At 73.9% G+C, this 16,858-nt stretch carries 17 protein-coding genes; 10 read left to right on the top strand and 7 right to left on the bottom strand.

Translation table 11 applies throughout. The features are described from left to right. Positions 1-25: 25 nt before the first annotated feature. Together SCWH03_RS18985 and SCWH03_RS18980 are read right to left on the bottom strand one after the other, a co-directional pair. Positions 26-865: a transglutaminase family protein gene (locus SCWH03_RS18985; protein WP_173265456.1), complete on the bottom strand. Its 840-nt coding sequence runs from the start codon at positions 863-865 to the stop codon at positions 26-28. 17 nt (positions 866-882) lie between these two features. Beyond that, complete coding sequence (locus SCWH03_RS18980) at positions 883-1,938, bottom strand: GNAT family N-acetyltransferase (RefSeq protein WP_173265455.1); 1,056 nt, start codon at positions 1,936-1,938, stop codon at positions 883-885. Between the two features lie 139 nt (positions 1,939-2,077). Between SCWH03_RS18980 and fdxA the strand changes: the two genes are divergently transcribed. Together fdxA and dapC are read left to right on the top strand one after the other, a co-directional pair. After that, positions 2,078-2,398, top strand: coding sequence for a ferredoxin (gene fdxA / locus SCWH03_RS18975; protein WP_010474859.1), 321 nt, complete (start codon positions 2,078-2,080; stop codon positions 2,396-2,398). A 221-nt stretch (positions 2,399-2,619) separates the two neighbouring features. Continuing rightward, positions 2,620-3,717 carry a succinyldiaminopimelate transaminase gene (gene dapC / locus SCWH03_RS18970; RefSeq protein WP_173265454.1) on the top strand — a complete coding sequence of 366 codons (1,098 nt, stop codon included), beginning with the start codon at positions 2,620-2,622 and terminating at the stop codon, positions 3,715-3,717. 264 nt (positions 3,718-3,981) lie between these two features. On the opposite strand, the gene SCWH03_RS18965 is transcribed toward dapC, so the two are convergent. Together SCWH03_RS18965 and SCWH03_RS18960 are read right to left on the bottom strand one after the other, a co-directional pair. After that, on the bottom strand, positions 3,982-4,449 hold the full coding sequence (locus tag SCWH03_RS18965; protein ID WP_173265453.1) for an ATP-binding protein: 468 nt from the start codon (positions 4,447-4,449) through the stop codon (positions 3,982-3,984). Positions 4,450-4,976: 527 nt separating this feature from the next. Further along, positions 4,977-5,972 (bottom strand): VldE C-terminal domain-containing protein, encoded by a 996-nt coding sequence (locus SCWH03_RS18960; protein WP_443098664.1) that lies wholly within the window; start codon positions 5,970-5,972, stop codon positions 4,977-4,979. Between the two features lie 171 nt (positions 5,973-6,143). On the opposite strand from SCWH03_RS18960, the gene dapE reads away from it, so the two are divergent. Then, on the top strand, positions 6,144-7,223 hold the full coding sequence (gene dapE, locus SCWH03_RS18955; RefSeq protein WP_173265451.1) for a succinyl-diaminopimelate desuccinylase: 1,080 nt from the start codon (positions 6,144-6,146) through the stop codon (positions 7,221-7,223). Between the two features lie 170 nt (positions 7,224-7,393). After that, a complete protein-coding gene (locus SCWH03_RS18950) occupies positions 7,394-8,173 on the top strand; it encodes an LOG family protein (protein ID WP_173265450.1) in 780 nt (259 codons plus the stop codon). A gap of 287 nt (positions 8,174-8,460) precedes the next feature. Here SCWH03_RS18950 and folP read toward each other — a convergent pair whose 3' ends face one another. Next, entirely contained in the window at positions 8,461-9,333 is an 873-nt protein-coding gene (gene folP / locus SCWH03_RS18945) for a dihydropteroate synthase (RefSeq protein WP_173265511.1), read from the bottom strand. Between the two features lie 111 nt (positions 9,334-9,444). Here folP and SCWH03_RS18940 point away from each other — a divergent pair, with 111 nt between their 5' ends. Together SCWH03_RS18940 and SCWH03_RS18935 are read left to right on the top strand one after the other, a co-directional pair. Continuing rightward, a complete protein-coding gene (locus SCWH03_RS18940; RefSeq protein ID WP_173265449.1) occupies positions 9,445-9,981 on the top strand; it encodes a hypothetical protein in 537 nt (178 codons plus the stop codon). After that, a complete protein-coding gene (locus SCWH03_RS18935; protein WP_173265448.1) occupies positions 9,978-10,562 on the top strand; it encodes a DNA-3-methyladenine glycosylase I in 585 nt (194 codons plus the stop codon). The genes SCWH03_RS18940 and SCWH03_RS18935 overlap by 4 nt, the downstream gene beginning before the upstream one ends. 168 nt (positions 10,563-10,730) lie before the next feature. Here SCWH03_RS18935 and chcB read toward each other — a convergent pair whose 3' ends face one another. Continuing rightward, positions 10,731-11,531 carry a 2-cyclohexenylcarbonyl CoA isomerase gene (chcB, locus tag SCWH03_RS18930; RefSeq protein ID WP_173265447.1) on the bottom strand — a complete coding sequence of 267 codons (801 nt, stop codon included), beginning with the start codon at positions 11,529-11,531 and terminating at the stop codon, positions 10,731-10,733. 334 nt (positions 11,532-11,865) lie between these two features. On the opposite strand from chcB, the gene SCWH03_RS18925 reads away from it, so the two are divergent. Beyond that, positions 11,866-12,033, top strand: coding sequence for a DUF3117 domain-containing protein (locus SCWH03_RS18925; protein WP_003966491.1), 168 nt, complete (start codon positions 11,866-11,868; stop codon positions 12,031-12,033). 294 nt (positions 12,034-12,327) lie between these two features. Here the strand turns inward: SCWH03_RS18925 and SCWH03_RS18920 are convergent, their stop codons facing one another. After that, on the bottom strand, positions 12,328-13,029 hold the full coding sequence (locus SCWH03_RS18920) for an O-methyltransferase (RefSeq protein WP_272491089.1): 702 nt from the start codon (positions 13,027-13,029) through the stop codon (positions 12,328-12,330). A 102-nt stretch (positions 13,030-13,131) separates the two neighbouring features. Between SCWH03_RS18920 and sigE the strand changes: the two genes are divergently transcribed. The 3 genes from sigE (at position 13,132) to SCWH03_RS18905 (ending at position 16,729) form a co-directional block, all read left to right on the top strand. Beyond that, a complete protein-coding gene (sigE, locus tag SCWH03_RS18915) occupies positions 13,132-13,893 on the top strand; it encodes an RNA polymerase sigma factor SigE (RefSeq protein WP_173265446.1) in 762 nt (253 codons plus the stop codon). After that, the gene (locus tag SCWH03_RS18910; RefSeq protein ID WP_173265445.1) at positions 13,890-14,732 is read left to right on the top strand and encodes an anti-sigma factor family protein; all 843 of its coding nucleotides are present in this window, start codon (positions 13,890-13,892) and stop codon (positions 14,730-14,732) included. Before sigE ends, SCWH03_RS18910 begins: the two co-directional genes overlap by 4 nt. Before the next feature lie 113 nt (positions 14,733-14,845). After that, the gene (locus tag SCWH03_RS18905; RefSeq protein WP_173265444.1) at positions 14,846-16,729 is read left to right on the top strand and encodes a trypsin-like peptidase domain-containing protein; all 1,884 of its coding nucleotides are present in this window, start codon (positions 14,846-14,848) and stop codon (positions 16,727-16,729) included. Positions 16,730-16,858: the final 129 nt, after the last annotated feature.

Genomic DNA, 16,858 nt, shown 5'->3' with positions numbered 1-16,858 from the left:
CGCGACGGCTCGGCCCGCCCGCCGCTCAGTTCAGCATCGACCTGGCCGCGTGGGCCTTTCGCCGGATCGCCGTCGCCGTCGCGGGTTCGACCGCCGAGACGACGTCCGCGTACGCGTCCATCTCCGCCGCTCCCGTGAGGAAGTCGCCCCGCTGGACCAGGAGTTCGGCCCGGTCGTAGCGCAGGCGCGCCGGGTGTGAGGGGAGGAGGAGGGCGAGTTCGACGGCCCAGAGGGCGACGGCCGTGTGCTCGGGGCGGCCGGCGGCCCAGGCGCGGATGTTGTTGAGGACGCGGAGGACGATCTCCAGCGGGCCCGCCGGGGTCATCATCGAGGGTTCGAGCGGCGCGCCCGTGGTCCCCGCGACCAGGAGTTCCGCGTCCGGTCCCGTCAGCAGGCGGCCGCCCGCGAAGGGGTCGGCCATCACGGGGTTCCCGGGGTCGCCGAAGCCGACCACGAAGTGGCCCGGGAGGGCCAGCCCGTACACGGGAGCGCCGGCGCGGCGGGCGACCTCCATCCAGACGACCGACAGCAGGATCGGCAGGCCGCGGCGGCGGCGCAGTACCTCGTGCAGGAGCGAGGACTCCAGCCGCTGGTAGCAGTCCGGGGTGCCGTGGAAGCCGCAGCGCTCGCCGAGCAGCGACGACAGCGCGGCCACCCAGTTGTGCGGGCCGGTGACGCCGTACGGAAGCAGTCCCGCGAGCCGGTCGATCTCGATCTCGGCCGCGCCGAGCCCCGCCTCGTCCAGCCGCGGATCCGCTTCCGCGCCCACCAGCAGGCACAGCGTCGCGAGGTCGGGCCGCTCGGAGCGGGCCTCCTCGGCGAACCGGTGGCGCCGGCCCATGGCGTCGGGGTGTGGCGGTCGCATACGCGTCTCGTACCCGCTCAGGAAGATCGGGAGTAGCGGAAGTGGTGGTAGAGGTGGTGGACCGTGAATCCCATCCCCTCGTACAGGGCGCGGGCCCCTTCGTTGCCCGACTCGACCTGCAGCCAGGCCGCCGACGCTCCCTCGTCCAGTGCCCGCCGTGCGAGTGCCGCCATCACCGCTTTCGCCAGTCCCTGCCTACGCCGCTCGGGGTCCACCTCCACGGCCATGACGCCGGCCCAGCGTCCGTCGACCACGCATCGGCCGATCGCCGCCGGGATATCGGACTCGCCCGGGATGGTGGCGAACCACACCGACGGTCCGCTCCCCAGCACTTTCCGCACATGCGGGCCTGGCACAGTGAACCGCTGGTAGCGCTTGAGCCAGGGTTCGTCCAGCGAACGGGTCAGCCGCACCCGGGCCGCGTCCGCGTCCAGATCGCCCACCTGCGCCAGCCCGCCGATGCGCAGCTCGGCGCTCACCACCCGCTCCCAGCCCCGTTCCGCCAGTTCCGCGCAGAGCCGCTCCTGGGTGCCCTCCGCACCGGTCGCGGCCTGGACGTACGCGGGAAGACGGCGCAGGGCGTACCAGTCGCGTACGCGCCCGAGGGCGTCGTCCAGGGGTATGCCCGGGTCGCCGAGGGGCAGTGCCGAGTTCGCCCGGCGGGTGAAGCCGGCCGCCGCGCGCAGCACCCACTCGCCCAGCGCTTCGCTCTCGACCGGCTGCCAGGCCCGGGACGAGACATGCGCCAGCTCCGCGAAGGACGCCGCCGGCACACCCCGCCGACGTGCCGGCGCGGTCGGCACGACCTTGCCCGCCACCAGCGAGGGTTCCGGTACTCGGACGGCCTCCCCGGTCCTCCGTGTGATCATCAGCACACCCCCCGTCCATGAGGTGAGAACGCCGACCACGTCGGTGAATCCCGCCGATGTGTCCGGCGACCTGTCCGCCGACTGGACCACCGGCTCGTCCGCGGACCTGCCCGCCGGTTCGGCGTGCCGCCGTACCGATACGCGTTTTCCCACGTCAGCAGGGGTGATACGGACCTCCGGCCGTTCGCGCACAGAGAATTCCACAGCTCAAGTCTCCCCTCCTGTTCGGATCATCCCCAGGAACGGAGATACTAGGTGCGGGCATCGACGACGCCGCGCTCCCGCGCAGCCCCGCGGCGAGCCGCAGACCGGACGCCGCGCCCTACCGAGGAGGAACGACAGCGTGACCTACGTCATCGCGCAGCCTTGTGTCGACGTCAAGGACAAGGCCTGCATCGAGGAGTGCCCCGTCGACTGCATCTACGAGGGCCAGCGGTCCTTGTACATCCACCCGGACGAATGCGTCGACTGCGGTGCCTGTGAGCCGGTCTGCCCGGTCGAGGCGATCTTCTACGAGGACGACACTCCCGAGGAGTGGAAGGACTACTACAAGGCGAACGTCGAGTTCTTCGACGAGCTCGGCTCGCCCGGTGGCGCCTCCAAGCTGGGTCTGATCGAGCGCGACCACCCCTTCATCGCCGCGCTGCCCCCGCAGAACGGCTGATCGCGAGTCCCCGGTCCCGCACGGTGCGTCCGCCGTGCGGGACCGGGGCGTCCGGGCCGGCCGCCGCGGCGCGGCGCAGTGCGCGGCCCCGGGCCGCCCGCTCCGGCCGGGGCCCGGGCCGGCCGGCCGCCGCAGCGCCCGCGGCGCCGTACCGAGGTGGCGCCGTAGCCGCGTACGAGAAGTGGCGCGGTACCGGCGTACCAAACGAGGAAGTGAGCACCGTGTCCGCCGTATCGTCCCGACTCCCCGTCTTCCCCTGGGACAAGCTGGAGCCGTACAAGGCGACCGCAGCAGCCCACCCGGACGGCATCGTCGACCTCTCCGTCGGCACCCCCGTCGACCCGGTCCCCGAGCCGGTCCGGCGGGCCCTCGCCGATGCCGCGGACTCGCCCGGCTATCCGACGGTCTGGGGAACACCCGCGCTGCGGGACGCACTGGTGTCGTGGTGCGAGCGGCGGCTCGGCGCGGTGTCCTTCGCCCACGCCAACGTGCTGCCGGTCATGGGGTCGAAGGAACTGGTGGCCTGGCTGCCGACCCAGCTCGGCCTGGGTGCCGGCGACAGGGTGGCCTACCCGCGCCTGGCCTACCCGACCTACGAGGCCGGCGCGCGACTGTGCGGGGCGGAGCCGGTCGTCTACGACGATCCGGTCACCGATCTCGACCCCTCCGGTCTGAAGCTCCTGTGGCTGAATTCGCCGTCCAACCCGACCGGCCGCGTTCTCGCCCGGGAGGAACTGGCCCGGGTCGTCGCCTGGGCGCGCGGGCACGGCGTGCCGGTGTTCAGCGACGAGTGCTATCTGGAGCTGGGCTGGGAGGCGGAGCCCGTCTCCGTACTGCACCCCGACGTCTGCGGCGGTACGTACGAGGGGGTCGTCTCCGTCCACTCGCTGTCCAAGCGGTCCAACCTCGCGGGCTACCGCGCGGCCTTCGTCGCGGGCGACGCGGCCGTGCTCGGGGAACTGCTGACGATCCGCAAGCACGCCGGGATGATGACGCCGGCGCCGGTGCAGGCGGCCACGGTCGCGGCCCTCGGCGACGACACGCACGTCGCCGAGCAGCGCGCCCGGTACCGGGCCCGGCGCCGAGCGCTGCGCGAGGCCCTGCTGAAGCACGGCTTCCGGATCGAGCACAGCGAGGCGAGCCTCTATCTGTGGGCGACACGGGACGAGCCGTGCTGGGACTCGGTGGCGCACCTGGCTGAGCTGGGCGTCCTGGTTGCCCCCGGCGACTTCTACGGCGGGGCGGGGGAGCACTTCGTGCGCGTCGCCTTCACCGCGACGGACGAGCGGGTCGAGGCGGCCGTCCAACGCCTCGGCTGACGGGTGCGGGCGTCCGCTCCGATGGGTGCGGGTGGGTGCGGGTGGGTGCCGGTGGGACCGATGGGACCGATGGGACCGATGGGACCGATGGGACCGATGGGCGCCGTGCGGGTGGTCCGCGGCGGTGCCCGCACGGGCGTCCTGACGGTGCCGTGCGGTGGTCCACGGCGCCGCCGACGCGCCAGGGGTATGCGGAAAGGGCCCTCGGGAGCGGTGCGCACGCTCTCGAGGGCCCTTCCATGTGCCGGTCGGCCTCCGGGTGGGTCAGAGGGGCAGCCCCTGCACCGGCAACTCGCCCACGGGCAGCGCGGCACCCGCGTCCGGGAGACCACCGCCGGCCAGGTCCTGGGCGGCGGGCAGACCCTGGGAGGTCGTGGAGGAGGCGGTCTCGCCGAGGACGCCGGCGGTGCTGCCCGCGGCCTGCCCTGCGGTCTCCTGGGCGGCCGGGAGGCCGCTCCTGGCCGCGCCGCCCAGGGTGCCGGCGGCGGCCGGGAGCGTGGTGCCCACCACCTTGCCGCCGGCCTCGTTCGCGGTGCCGGCGGCCTCGCGGGCGGTGCTGTCGACGGCGGAGCCCGCCGTGTCGCCGTCGAGCTGGGTCAGGCCGCCGTTGCCCAGGTCGCGGGTGGGCAGGTCCACGGCGCTCGCGGAGCCGGCCGCACCGACCACGGGAGCTGCCCCGGCTGCGACGAGCAGCGCGGCACGGGCGATCCGGCGGGTCAGGGGGAGGGACATGATGCTCCTTCGACGAGAGAACGATCGGTGGTGACCGAGGTCGGTGTCCGGCGATCGGACGCACTGATCAACCCCTCGGGGGGCGGGGAAGGTTGCGGTGACACGAGGTAAAGAGTTGGCAATGCATCGCATAATCGGCGTGGACAAAAACGGGCGAACGCGATGTCTGCGGGTTGTCTGCCGAACCGTCACTCCCCCTGTCCGGCAAGGGTGATCGCGGGTCCGGGGCGCAGCGGACCGCATACCGCGGGAAATCCTCCCGGCGGCGTCCGCCGCATTACCCGCAGGAGTGCCCGGTAGGACGGGTGAGCTACCAGGAGGGCGCGTGCCTGAGCGGCCTGCCCGTGGTACTGCCTCCGGGGCCTCCTGGGAGAAGTCCGGTGACCGGCCTCGCCGCCGCCGGCGCGGCGCCCCGCCCGGGGCGGCTCCCCAGCGTCCCCGCTCCCGGCCTGTCCCCGCTCCTGGGGAGTCGCTCCCGGGAGCCGTTCCGTTCCGTGCCGTGCCGGGCGCGGCAGCGGGCCCGCGGATCAGCGCGCGAGCCGGATCCGTACCGCCTTGCCGTCGCGGTCGGCCGTGCGCCAGCCCTCCCCGGCCTCCTCGGCGCTCCAGACCCTTCCCGCGAACGAGACCTCGGCGACTCCCAGTTCCGACGCCTTCGCCACGGCCCAGTGGGCCAGCTCCCAGCCGCGGCGGTCGAAGTCGTCGGCGTCGCCTGCGTCACCTGCGTCACCTGGGTCGCCTGGGTCACCGGCGGCCGAGGCGACCGGAATCGTCAGTTCCGAGGACTGCGGAGCCCCCGCCCGGCCCTCTCCGTCGCTGGCGGGAAGGACCCCGGGGCCGAAGGAACGCGTCAGCTCGGAGCGGAGCTTCGCCGGGTCGCCCGGCTCGGTCGGGGGCGGGGCCGTGCAGGTCAGGGAGGCCGAGGCGCGGCCGGTGAGCGCCGCGGAGAGCAGTGCGGCGTCCGGCTCGTGCTTGGCGTATGCCTGCGGGAAACCGCTGCGCTGGACGCGCTGGGCTGCCACGGTCAGCGGCAGCCTCGAGTAGCCGGGCACCTCGGCGAGGTGATCGTAGAACGCCCCGGCGGAGAAGACCGGGTCGAGAATCTGCTGCGGGGTTCCCCAGCCCTGCGACGGGCGCTGCTGGAAGAGCCCGAGGGAGTCGCGGTCGCCGTACCGGATGTTGCGCAGCGCGGACTCCTGGAGGGCCGTCGCCAGGGCGATGGTCACCGCCCGCTCCGGCATCCCCTTGGTGGTGCCCACCGCGGAGATCGTGGCGGCGTTGGCGGCCATCTCCGGGCTGAGTTCGTAGGAGGTGCCCCCGCCGTCCTGGCCGCTGCCGTCCGCCCCGCCCGTGCCGGGCCGGTCCGCGCCCTCTCCGCCGTCGGAGCGGACCACGCAGCGCGGCGCGCCGCCGCCGCTCATGTAGTGCACGAGCACATAGGCGACCAGGCCCAGCAGCACGGCGAACGCGGCCGCGAGGCGAAAGGGGCGGCCGCGCCGGGCGGAGGAGGCGGTCTTGGTCACGGCGCCCACCGTACTGGAGCACCGTGGACGTCCGGGCGGAGCACCGCGTACGGCCCGGCCCCCGCTGCGTCTCACCCGCCCCGCGCCCCCGCGCCCCGCCCCGCGCCCCCGCGCCCCGGCGGGGCACCGCCGTGCGCCGGGGGCGCGGGGCGGGACGCTAGGGTCGAGGCCATGCCCGAAAGCGCGCTCGACCTCACCCTGGACGGCCCGGCCCTCACCGCGTGGCTCGTCGACTTCCCGTCGGTCAGCGGCGACGAGAAGCCCCTCGCCGACGCGATCGAGCAGGCGCTGCGTGCCCTGCCGCATCTCACCGTCGACCGGTACGGCAACAACGTGGTCGCCAGGACGGACCTGGGCCGGACGGAACGCGTCGTCCTGGCCGGGCACATCGACACCGTCCCGATCGCGGACAACGTCCCCTCCCAGCTCGACGACGACGGCGTCCTGTGGGGCTGCGGCACCTCGGACATGAAGTCGGGAGTCGCCGTCCAGCTCCGGATCGCCGCGACCGTTCCCGCCCCCAACCGCGACCTGACGTTCGTCTTCTACGACAACGAGGAGGTCGCGGCGCACCTCAACGGCCTCGGGCATGTGGCGGACGCGTACCCCGACTGGCTGGAGGGCGATTTCGCCGTGCTGCTGGAGCCCTCCGACGGACAGGTGGAGGGCGGCTGCCAGGGGACTCTGCGTGTCCACCTCCGTACGACGGGAGAGCGCGCACACTCCGCGCGCAGCTGGATGGGGTCCAACGCCGTTCACGCCGCAGCGCCGATCCTGGCCCGGCTCGCCTCCTACGAGCCCCGCCGCCCCGTGATCGACGGACTGCGGTACCACGAGGGGCTCAACGCGGTCGGGATCGAGGGCGGTGTGGCCACCAATGTCATCCCCGACGAGTGCACCGTGGTGATCAACTACCGTTATGCGCCCGACCGGACCATGGCCGAGGCCGAGGCCCACGTCCGCGAGGTGTTCGCCGACTGCGCCGTGGCCGAGTTCATCGTCGACGACCACACGGGCGGGGCCCTCCCGGGGCTCTCGCACCCGGCCGCCGCGGCGTTCATGGAGGCCGTCGGCGGCACCCCGCAGCCCAAGTTCGGCTGGACCGACGTGTCGCGCTTCAGCGCGCTGGGCGTCCCGGCGGTCAACTACGGACCGGGCGACGCGCTCTGCGCCCACAAGCGGGACGAGCGTGTGGCCGTCGACCGGATCACCCACTGCGAGGAGCGCCTGCGGCAGTGGCTCACCACGTGACGGCGGGCGCACGCGGCACCGTGCGGTTCGGGGGCGGGCCACCCGTGAGGAACACCGGACGAGCCGCCGCGGCCTGACTTCCCCGTATCCGACCACCGGAATTCTGCTCGTGTCCATCCCGGGCGACCTACCCTGACCTGGAACGTGCACCACAGCGGAGGGAGCAGGTCATGGACAGGCCCGGGGAAGCACAGCCGGAGGAGCAGCGACTCGGTCCGGTGGTGCGGCGCAGGGACCAGATCCAGCCGGGGACCACGGACCAGCGCCTGCTGGACACCGAGGGGGACTCGCAGTGGGTGCACACCGATCCGTGGCGGGTCATGCGCATCCAGTCGGAGTTCGTGGAGGGCTTCGGCGCCCTCGCGGAACTGCCGAGTGCCGTCAGCGTCTTCGGATCCGCCAGGACCGCTCCCGGTACTCCCGAGTACGACGCCGCCGTACGGATCGGCAGGGCGCTGGTGGACGCCGGCTTCGCCGTGATCACCGGTGGCGGGCCGGGAGCGATGGAGGCCGCCAACCGCGGCGCGCGGGAAGCCGGTGGCATCTCGGTCGGGCTGGGCATCGAGCTGCCCTTCGAGCAGGGCCTCAACGCGCATGTCGACATCGGCGTGAACTTCCGCTACTTCTTCGTCCGCAAGACGATGTTCGTGAAGTACGCCCAGGGTTTCGTGGTCATGCCGGGCGGCTTCGGCACACTCGACGAGCTGTTCGAGGCGCTCACCCTCGTCCAGACCGGGAAGGTGACCGGTTTCCCCGTGGTGCTCTTCGGGTCCCGCTACTGGTCGGGCCTGGTCGACTGGCTGCGCGGGACGGTCGTCGCCGAGGGCAAGGCGTCCGCGCGGGATCTGCTGCTCTTCCATGTCACGGACGACGTGGACGAGGCCGTCGCCCTGGTCACCAAGGAGACCGGACCGCCGCCGCCGGTCCCGTATGAGGGCTACGAGGCCTGAGCGGGACTGCTTCCGCTCAGGCCCGATCGGCGGGGACTGCGTCCGGGTGCCCCGGGCGACTGGGTCCGGGCCGTCCCGAGCCGTCCCGGGCCGTCCCGGGCCTGGACGGCCTGCCCGGCAGGGTCCGTTGGTCCAGGGCCCTGTCCATCTGGCACCAGGTGCCGTACCGGGCGACGTTCACCGCGCCGCGCAGAACCGCGCCGCGCAGACCGCGCCGCACCGTGCCGCGCTGCCGACCGGACGGGCAAACCCGGCCCGGGAGGTCGCCGCCCCGGGCGGCGCGGCGCTCAGGCGAGTCCCCGGCGGGCGACCGCCGGGGGCCGGTGCCCGGCGATCGACGAGACCATCTCCAGCACCTGCCGGGTCTCCGCCACCTCGTGCACCCGGTACACCCGCGCACCGAGCCACGCCGACACCGCGGTCGTGGCCAGCGTGCCGGTCAGCCGCTCCTTGACCGGTCGGTCGAGGGTCTCGCCGACGAAGTCCTTGTTGGACAGGGACACCAGCACCGGCCAGCCCGTCTCCGCCATCTCGCCGAGCCGGCGGGTCGCCTCCAGCGAGTGGCGGGTGTTCTTCCCGAAGTCGTGTCCCGGGTCGATGAGGATCCCGTCCCGGCGCACACCGAGTTCCAGCGCGCGCTCAGCCAGCCCGGTCGTCACCCGCAGGATGTCCGCCATCACGTCGTCGTACGCGACCCGGTGCGGCCGCGTGCGCGGCTCCGCCCCGCCCGCGTGCGTGCAGACCAGGCCCGCCCCGTACCGGGCGGCCACCTCGGCCAGGGCCGGGTCGACGCCGCCCCAGGCGTCGTTCAGCAGGTCGGCGCCCGCTTCGCAGACGGCGGCGCCCACGTCGTGGCGCCAGGTGTCGACGCTGATCACCACGTCCGGGAAACGCCGGCGCACCTCGGCCACGAAACCGACCGTGCGGCGCGCCTCCTCCTCGGCGGTCACCTCCTCGCCGGGACCGGCCTTCACCCCGCCGACATCGATGACGGCGGCGCCCTCGGACACCGCCTGCTCCACCCGGGCGAGAGCGGGCTCGTCGCGGAACGTGGCGCCCTGGTCGTAGAAGGAGTCCGGCGTCCGGTTCACGATCGCCATGATCACTGGCTGGTGCGCGCCGAACTCGCGCCTGCCCAGCCGCAGAGTCCCGTCGTGCATCCCCTGCATCCGCTGTTTCCTCCTTGCGATCGGCCGCCTGCGACCTTAGCCGTCAGTGGCGCATGGCACGATCGGCAGCGGACGGTTTCCTGCTCCGGGGAGAGGCGCGCTGTGTTCTGGTTCTTGCTGATCGCGATGGTCGTGGTCGTCGCCGCGGTCACCCTGGCGGTGGTCGGCGGCGGCGACAGGCCGGTGCTCCCCGAGGCGGCGCCGGAGCGCCTGGTGGACCCGCTGCCGGCGACGCGCCCCCTGGGCCGCGCCGATGTCGAGGGGCTGCGCCTGCCCGTGACGGCGCGCGGCTACCGGATGCTCGACGTCGACGAGGTCCTCGGACGCCTGGGCGCGGAACTCGCGGAGCGGGACGCCCGGATCGCCGAGCTGGAGTTCGCCCTGGCGGGCCGGCGGGTGACGGAGACCGGCCCGGACGGGCTCCTCGGCGACCGGCCTGCGGACGTGCCCGCGGACGAACCGGGCGGCGTGCCCGCGGACGAGCCGGGGGAGGGGCCGGGCCCCTCCCCCGGGACCGGTGGGGACCGCCCGTCCGCGGAGGGCGGCCAGGGCGCACAGGGCCCGCCGGACGCCCCGCCGGGGCATCCGGACCTTCCCGGAGAGCAGAGCGGACGGGACGACGAGGGGCGGCGGCGATGAGCGGCGGGGCCGTGGCGGGACCCGACGGAATGCTGCGCTGCCCCTGGGGCCTGTCGAGCGAGGACTACGTCAGGTACCACGACGAGGAGTGGGGCCGGCCCGTCCGCGGTGACGACGCGCTCTTCGAGCGGCTGGCACTGGAGGCGTTCCAGTCCGGGCTCTCCTGGATCACCGTCCTGCGCCGCCGTGAGGGCTTCCGGGAGGCGTTCGCGGGATTCCGGATCGCCTCGGTCGCGGCCTTCACAGACGACGACAGGGAGCGCCTGCTCACCGACGCGGGCATCATCCGCAACCGTGCCAAGATCGAGGCGACCATCGCCAACGCCCGGGTGCTGACGGGCTGGGCGGAGGGTGAACTCGACGCCGTGATCTGGTCGTACGCGCCGGATCCTGCCGTCCGCCGGGCACCGCGCACCCTCGCGGACGTCCCGGCGGTCACGGACGAGTCCACCGCTCTCGCCAGGGACCTCAAGAAGCGCGGTCTGCGCTTCGTCGGCCCGACGACGGCCTATGCGCTCATGCAGGCCTGCGGTCTGGTCGACGACCATCTGGCGGACTGCGTGGCCCGCGGAAGCCGGTGATCCGGCCGGCCGCGCCCGCTGCCCGCCGGCTGCCCCCGCGGGCGAGGGGCCCCGGCACGCGCCCGCCCGCGGGCGGGCCGCCGCCGTCCAGGCCCACCGGGACGGTGAGCGCGGGTATCGTCCGCCCGCCCGAGGGCGGACCGCCGCCGGCCGCTCGGTGCCGGTCCCTCAGCGCCCCAGGTACGCCGGTTTCTCCTTGGCGACGAAGGCCTGCACTGCGATGGCGTGGTCCTCCGATGCGCCTGCCCTCGTCTGGAGTTCGTCCTCCTTCTCCAGGGTTTCGGCCAGTGTGTGGCCCGCCGCGTAGGCGAGGGACTCCTTGATCGCGGCGTAGGCGAGCGTCGGGCCGCAGGCCAGGGCGCGGGCGACCGCCGCCGCCTCCGCCGCCAGATCGCCGGCCGGTACGAGCTTGTTCGCGATCCCCAGGTCGAACGCCTCCTGCGCTGTGATGGACCGCGGGAAGAGCAGCAGGTCGGCGGCCCTGCCGGGGCCGACGATCCGGGGGAGCGTCCAGGAGACCCCGGAGTCCGCCGTCAGCGCGACCCCGGCGAAGGACGTGGTGAACTTGGCGGTGTCGGCCACCACCCGGTAGTCGGCGGCCAGGGCGAGACCCATACCGGCACCCGCGGCGACGCCGTTCACGCCCGCCACCACGGGCTTCGGCATCTCGGTGAACGCGCGCACGATCGGGTTGTAGTGGTCGCGCACGGTGTGCATGGTGTGGCCGGTGCCCGACTCGCGGTCGGAGGCCAGCAGGGTGATGTGCTCCTTCAGGTCCTGGCCCACACAGAAGGCGCGGCCCGTCGCCGTCAGCAGGACCGCCCGTACGCCGGTGTCCGCCCCGGCCGCAAGGACGGCGTCCCGGAGGGCGACCTTCGCCTCCACGTTCATCGCGTTCATGGCCTCGGGCCGGTTGATCGTGATCGTCGCGAGTCCGTCGCTCACCTCGTACAGCACGGAGTCGGCCATGGAGTGTCCCCTTAGCACCTCGGTCAGTGTTGTCGTGCCCAGCATGGCGGAGGCCGACGGGACCGACCTACCCCCCGGTATGTGACCTGCGTCAAAGAAATCCCGGAGTCCGGTTTCCGGCCCCGGTGTCGGTCGGGGGCGAAGTATCGCAGGTGGATCCCCGAATTAGGCGGTTTTGCGAAAGCGCGTTGCGCAAGCGATGCCGAGCGATGTTGGTCATCGGGTCCTGGGATGCGGGATAATGGCCGGGAAGCAATGTGTTCGATGCCGGTGACGTGTGCCCATCCGGGGGCCGTCGGCTGAGGATGAGCTGGTTTCAGGAAGGGGAACGAGCATGGCGGCCATGAAGCCGCGGACGGGCGACGGCCCGCTCGAGGTGACCAAGGAGGGGCGGGGCATCGTCATGCGCGTTCCGCTCGAAGGCGGCGGTCGGCTTGTCGTCGAGCTGACTCCGGACGAGGCCGACGCCCTCGGCGATGCCCTCAAGAAGGTCGTCGGCTGACGCGGGAACGCCCACACCTTTCTGCACCGCCCCGGCACGGCATCCGCTGCGCCGGGGCGGTGCCGTTGGCAGGGGCCCGTCCGCGCCGTCAGGCCGCCCGGGATCCCGGGTTCGCCTGCGGCCCTGCGGCCCTGCGGCCTGCGGGCTCTCGGGCCTGCCCGGTCTTGTGCACCCCCCCCTCGCCCGCCCCCGCGCCCGCGCGTGTCACCGGGGCCCGGTTGGGGCCCGGTCCCTCCGGGAGGCCGCGCCGGCCCGGATCCGCAGGACGTCTCCCGCGCCGGCGCCCGGCGGGCCTCAGCCGCGCCGGACCGCGCAGAGCAGACCGTCGCCCACCGGGAGCAGCGAGGGCAGCAGCTCCTGGCTCTCCCGCACCGTGCGCAGCAGCTCCCGCACCCGCAGCACCTCACCGGGCTGGGCCGCCGAGTCGACCGTGCGTCCGTCCGCGAAGACGCCCTCGAAGCACACGAGTCCGCCGGGGCGCAGCAGGCGCAACGATTCGGCGAGGTAGTCCAGCGACTCCAGCCGGTCGCCGTCGCAGAAGACGAGGTCGTACCCGCCGTCCGCGAGACGCGGCAGTACGTCGAGCGCGCGGCCGGGGATGAAGCGGGCCCGGTTCGCGGCGAACCCGGCGGCGCGGAACGCCTCGCGTGCGAACTGCTGGCGCTCCGGCTCCTGGTCGACCGTGGTCAGCACGCCGTCCGCGCGCATGCCCTGGAGCAGGTAGACACCGGACACGCCGGTGCCGGTGCCGATCTCCGCCACCGCCTTCGCCCCCGCCGCAGCGGCCAGCAGACGCAGGGCCGCACCCGTGCCGGGCGACACCGAGGGCAGCCCCGCCTCCCGGGCCCGGTCGCGGGCCCAGCGCAGTGCGTCTTCCTCGGCGACAAAGGCGTCGGCGAACGCCCAGCTCGTCTGCCGGTTGGCGGTAATGACCCTCTCCTGTCCCGTAGTCGGCGCAACCGTGACTGTATCCGTTGCGCACGGGAACCCGCAGATGGGACCGGGCGTTGGGAGAGAGTGGGGGAAAGCGCCGGTCACGCGGCACCGTCCCTAAATTCGCGTAAAGATTCTTATCCGGAGCTAACGGGCGAGGTGGCTATGGTAGGGGCTCCACTGGACACCACCAGAGCCGACAGGGGAGGTGCGGCTGCGCCTGTGGATCGGAGAGGGGTGCTGAGGCGCCTCCTCGGGTCGGCGGGTGAGCCGAAATCCGTGACCGACACCGCTGACGCCCGTTCCCGGCAGGCCGACTCCGTACCGACCGCGAGGTTCGCACCGGATGCGGAATCGCAGGCGTGGACACCTCCCTCGTGGGAGGACATCGTCAGCACGCACAGCGGCAGGGTCTACCGTCTGGCCTACCGCCTGACCGGCAACCAGCACGATGCCGAGGACCTCACCCAGGAGGTGTTCGTCCGGGTCTTCCGGTCCCTGTCGACCTACACGCCGGGCACCTTCGAGGGCTGGCTGCACCGGATCACCACGAACCTGTTCCTCGACATGGTCCGCCGCAAGCAGCGGATCCGCTTCGACGCACTGGGCGACGACGCGGCCGAGCGGCTGCCCAGCCGGGAGCCGTCCCCCCAGCAGGTCTTCCACGACACCCACTTCGACGCGGACGTCCAGCAGGCGCTGGACACCCTCGCGCCCGAGTTCCGGGCGGCAGTGGTGCTCTGCGACATCGAGGGCCTGTCGTACGAGGAGATCGCGGCCACGCTCGGTGTCAAGCTCGGCACCGTGCGGAGCCGGATCCACCGCGGCCGCTCCCACCTGCGCAGGGCCCTGCAGCACCGCTCTCCCGAGGCGCGGGCCGAGCAGCGTGCCCTCGCGGGCGTGGCCGGGGAGGGCGGGGCGCCGTGAGCGGCACGATTCCCACCCCGGCGGAGCAGCATCTGGGAGACCGGCTCGCCGCCCTGGTCGACGGCGAGCTGGAGCACGATGCGCGCGAGCGCGTTCTGGCCCATCTCGCGACCTGCCCCAGGTGCAAGGCCGAGGCCGACGCACAGCGCAGGCTGAAGAGCGTCTTCGCCGCGGCTGCGCCGCCGCCGCCGTCCGAGGGCCTGCTCGCACGGCTGCAGGGGCTGCCCGCGGGGCCGCCGGGCGGTGATGACGACGGGCGGGGAGGTCCTTTCGGCCGGGGGCGGCCGGGCGACGGCGTCCTCGGCGTGAACGCGAGCGGCTTCGGTGTGCTCTCCGGTGGCCACGGCCCGGCCGAAGGCGGCCGGCGGCCGGGCTTCCGCATCCACGACGTGGCGGCACGGCAGGAGGCGGAGCGCTCCTCGTGGCGCGGCCGGAGGTTCGCCTTCGCCGCTGCCAGCGCGGTGTCCTTCGCCGCGATCGCCCTGGGCGGGGCGCTGCCGCTCGCCGCCACCGGCGACGGCTCGGCCCGGGTGGACAACCGCGGCAACAACGTGACCCCCCAGCGCACGGCGACCGGCGCCGCCGAGGGCAACCGCAGGCGGACCGCGGGCAGCGGCGCCACCGGGGTCAGCAGTACCCCCGTCGTGGCGGTGGCCCCGCACACACTGGCCCAGACGCCGCCGACGGCCCATCCTTTCGCGGCGTCGTCCCTGCTCAGCGGCGGTCTCACCGGGCAGGCGAGGCCGACCGCCTCCGCGTTCCAGCTGGTCAAGGCCCCCGGGCCCGGCCCTTCCGCGTCGCCGCTGCCGAGCAGGCTCGGCTTCCCGCCCCAGCGCTGACGTGGTGCGATCGGCCCCGGGGCCGATCGCACGGTAGGACGCCATCCGCAAACCTGGTTGAATCCGGGGGACGGTGCCGGCGGGGCACACGAAGCGGCGGTTGCGGGGAGAGCATGGAGAACGGGAAGCCGACGGGGCCCAAGCAGAAGTGGTGGAGCCGTCCGGCCCGCCCCGAGCCGTCGTCGCCCCCCGGCCTCGACGGCACGGCGCCCGTGCCCGGAGCGGCGGTGAGCGACGGCGGGACAGCCGGCGCGCCCGTCGACGACCGGCCCGAGTACCCGCTTCCGCCGCCAGCCCCGACGGCACGGCACGAGCCGGTGGACGGCGGGTCCCCGAGCGTGCCGGCCGCACCCTCCACCGAAGCGGCCCGGACCGCCCCGCAGCCGCCCGGTGGATCGCCCGCGGAGGGGGAGCGTTCCCCGTGGCCCACGCCGGACGACCCCCGGTCGGAAGGTCCGGCGGCCGGGGCGTCCTCCCCCGCCGGCCTCCGGGGGGAGGGCACCGCGCCCGCCGCCCGCCCGCACCCGGGTCAGGACGGCGAGCCCGCCGCCGCGGCCGGGCCCGCGAGTGGGGGCGCGCCGCCCCTGTACGAGCCGCCGCCCCTGTACGAGCCGCCGCCCCTGTACGAGCCGGACGAGCACCCCGCACCGCCGTACGCCGACCCCGGCCCGTGGGCACCCGCGCCTTCGGTGCAGCACTCCGCCGGGGCAGGTGGCGCACCGCCCCACCACCCGGCCGGGGGCGGCCTCCCGGGCCCCGCACCCGCGCCCCTCCCAGGCCCTCCACCGCAAGCCGCTCCACCAGCGGAGCAGTGGCGGCAGTACGACCCCTGGGGCGCGTCCGGCGCGCCCCTGATCCGTACCGGGGAGCCGCCCAGGAGGAAGTCCCGGCGGGGCACGGCCTTCGCCGGCGGACTGCTCTTCGCCCTGCTCGCCGGAGTCCTCGGCGGTGGTGTCGGCGCGTACCTGGAACGCAACGGGGGGATCACCACGGTCGAGCTGCCGCAGGCGGGGCCGGAGAACACCGACCGGGCGCCCGGCAGTGTCGCGGGGATCGCGGCCAGCTCCCTCCCCGGTGTGGTGACGCTGCACGTCAGCGGAGGCGGTGAGCAGGGCACCGGTACCGGCTTCGTCCTGGACGCGCAGGGGCACATCCTCACGAACAACCATGTGGTCTCCCCGGCCGGCAGCTCCGGCGACATCTCCGTCACCTTCAGCGGCGGGGAGACGGCGCGGGCCACCCTCGTCGGCAAGGACAGCGGTTACGACCTCGCCGTGGTCAAGGTCAGAGGGGTCTCCGGGCTCAGGCCGCTGCCCCTGGGCAACTCCGACAACGTCCGGGTCGGCGACCCGGTCGTGGCCATCGGCGCGCCCTTCGACCTCCAGAACACGGTGACCGCGGGAATCATCAGCGCCAAGGAGCGCCCGATCACCGCCGGCGGGGAGAAGGGCGACGGCAGCGACATCAGCTATGTCGACGCCCTGCAGACCGACGCACCGATAAACCCCGGAAACTCGGGCGGACCGCTCGTCGACTCCAAGGCGCGTGTCATCGGCATCAACAGCGCCATCCGTGCCGCGGACGGCGGTTCCGGCCCCGACTCGGGTTCCGGCCAGGCCGGCTCCATCGGTCTGGGCTTCGCCATTCCCATCAACCAGGGCAAGCGGGTGGCCGAGGAACTGATCAACACCGGGCAGGCCACCCATCCGGTGATCGGGGTCAGCCTCGACATGCAGTACTCGGGAGACGGCGCCCGTGTCGGCGAGAAGGGCAAGGACGGAGCCCCGTCCGTCACCGCCGGCGGTCCCGCCGCCGAGGCGGGCATCCGTCCGGGCGACGTCATCACCGAGGTCGACGGCCAGCGGGTGCACAACGGAGAGGAACTCATCGTCAAGATCCGTGCGCACCGGCCCGGCGACCGGCTGGAACTCACGGTGCTCCGCGGCGGCGGGGAGCAGACCAGGGTGGTGACGCTGGGTTCGCAGACGGGCTCGTGACGGGCGGGTGACGGGCGCGGTGAAGGCAGTGCCGTCACCCGCGGACGGCATCGCAGGCAGGCCTGCGAACGGCTCACCGACGGGCTCGCAACGGGTGGGTGACGGGTGGGTGACGGGCGTGGTGAACGG

The sequence above is a fragment of the Streptomyces pacificus genome (assembly GCF_011766325.1).
GTDB classification, from domain to species: Bacteria; Actinomycetota; Actinomycetes; order Streptomycetales; family Streptomycetaceae; genus Streptomyces; species Streptomyces pacificus.
Note: the sequence above shows the minus strand (reverse complement) of the source record. Positions and strands in the feature narration are given on the sequence as shown.

What these genes read in the sequence shown, in the direction of transcription:
- SCWH03_RS18985 (WP_173265456.1), bottom strand. Translation starts at nt 865, where the DNA reads ATGCGACCGCCACACCCCGACGCCATGGGCCGGCGCCACCGGTTCGCC.
- SCWH03_RS18950 (WP_173265450.1), top strand. Translation starts at nt 7,394, where the DNA reads ATGGACAGGCCCGGGGAAGCACAGCCGGAGGAGCAGCGACTCGGTCCG.
- SCWH03_RS18935 (WP_173265448.1), top strand. Translation starts at nt 9,978, where the DNA reads ATGAGCGGCGGGGCCGTGGCGGGACCCGACGGAATGCTGCGCTGCCCC.
- dapE (WP_173265451.1), top strand. Translation starts at nt 6,144, where the DNA reads ATGCCCGAAAGCGCGCTCGACCTCACCCTGGACGGCCCGGCCCTCACC.
- sigE (WP_173265446.1), top strand. Translation starts at nt 13,132, where the DNA reads ATGGTAGGGGCTCCACTGGACACCACCAGAGCCGACAGGGGAGGTGCG.
- SCWH03_RS18905 (WP_173265444.1), top strand. Translation starts at nt 14,846, where the DNA reads ATGGAGAACGGGAAGCCGACGGGGCCCAAGCAGAAGTGGTGGAGCCGT.
- chcB (WP_173265447.1), bottom strand. Translation starts at nt 11,531, where the DNA reads ATGGCCGACTCCGTGCTGTACGAGGTGAGCGACGGACTCGCGACGATC.
- SCWH03_RS18925 (WP_003966491.1), top strand. Translation starts at nt 11,866, where the DNA reads ATGGCGGCCATGAAGCCGCGGACGGGCGACGGCCCGCTCGAGGTGACC.
- folP (WP_173265511.1), bottom strand. Translation starts at nt 9,333, where the DNA reads ATGCACGACGGGACTCTGCGGCTGGGCAGGCGCGAGTTCGGCGCGCAC.
- SCWH03_RS18965 (WP_173265453.1), bottom strand. Translation starts at nt 4,449, where the DNA reads ATGTCCCTCCCCCTGACCCGCCGGATCGCCCGTGCCGCGCTGCTCGTC.